The following is a 1,067-nucleotide window of genomic DNA, read 5'->3' as shown; positions in this document are numbered from 1 at the left end:
CCCGTGATTGTCATGGTTGAAGGCCGTGTTCTGACCACGGGGCGGGCAGATGAGATCTTACAAAACCCGGAAGTGATTGAATCCTACCTCGGTGCAACCGCAACGGAGGGGGTCAAGTGAGTTTCTTCGGTGGGTCCAAAATGTACGGCGGCTATGGGCCAATCCAAATACTTAACGGGTGTTCCATCACCGTCGAACTTGGAGAAGTTTCGGTCATTGTGGGGCCGAATGGCGCTGGAAAATCAACAGCAATGAAAGCATTACTTGGCTTGTTGGAGCTGAAGTCCGGCGACGTATTCTTGGATGGGAAGTCCATTGATGCATTAAGTACGCGCGAACGGGTCATGGTGGGTATCGGATTTGTTCCGCAGACCGAGAACATTTTCCCCGGGCTTTCGGTCGATGAAAACCTGTCGATGGGAGGCTATCTGAGGGTAGATTGCGTCGCCGATACGAAACAGGAAATTTTCGAACTCTTCCCAATTCTTGGCGACCGGCGCAAACAGCTTGCGGGAACGCTTTCTGGGGGACAGCGCCAACAGCTTGCCGTCGGCAGAGCCCTTATGACGAAACCACGGGTTCTCCTTCTTGATGAACCCACTGCGGGCGTTTCGCCAAACGTTTCCGCGCAACTCTTGGATGAAATTTCAAATCTGAAGACGCGGGATATGGCCATCATCATGGTTGAGCAAAACGCGCGGCAAGCACTTGAGATAGCGGACACTGGCTATGTGCTTGTCATGGGTGAGAACAGGTTTACGGGAAGCGGCCCTGACCTTCTCAAAGACAATGATGTCAAAAAAACTTTCTTGGGAGGATAGTTCAGTTTGGAACTCGCAAACGCATTCCTGATTTTCGCCAATTTCGTGCTGGTGCCATCAATAACCTACGGTGCTCAGCTGGCTCTGGGCGCACTCGGTGTGACCCTCATTTTTGGCGTACTTCGTTTCTCTAATTTCTCCCATGGCGAAATGATGTCTTTTGGGACGATGGTCACTATCTTGGTGACTTGGGTCTTTCAGAAATCTTCCATATCGATCTACCCACTTCCAACGGCCCTCTTGGCG

General features: G+C 51.5%; 3 protein-coding genes. All 3 read left to right on the top strand.

All coding sequences use genetic code 11. The features are described from left to right. Nucleotides 1-12 precede the first annotated feature (12 nt). A complete protein-coding gene (locus ACN0IC_RS15770) occupies nucleotides 13-120 on the top strand; it encodes a hypothetical protein (RefSeq protein ID WP_416879696.1) in 108 nt (35 codons plus the stop codon). Then, nucleotides 117-821, top strand: a complete 705-nt coding sequence (locus ACN0IC_RS15765) for an ABC transporter ATP-binding protein (RefSeq protein WP_416879695.1) — start codon at nucleotides 117-119, stop codon at nucleotides 819-821. The genes ACN0IC_RS15770 and ACN0IC_RS15765 overlap by 4 nt, the downstream gene beginning before the upstream one ends. Before the next feature lie 6 nt (nucleotides 822-827). Then, nucleotides 828-1,067: ABC transporter permease subunit (locus tag ACN0IC_RS15760; RefSeq protein WP_416879694.1), on the top strand; the 240-nt coding region annotated here is incomplete at its 3' end.

This window comes from Litorimonas sp., assembly GCA_029936425.1.
In the GTDB taxonomy this organism is placed as follows: domain Bacteria; phylum Pseudomonadota; class Alphaproteobacteria; order Caulobacterales; family Maricaulaceae; genus Litorimonas.
The sequence above is the reverse complement of the archived record's forward strand: the minus strand, read 5'-3'. Positions and strand labels throughout refer to the sequence as shown.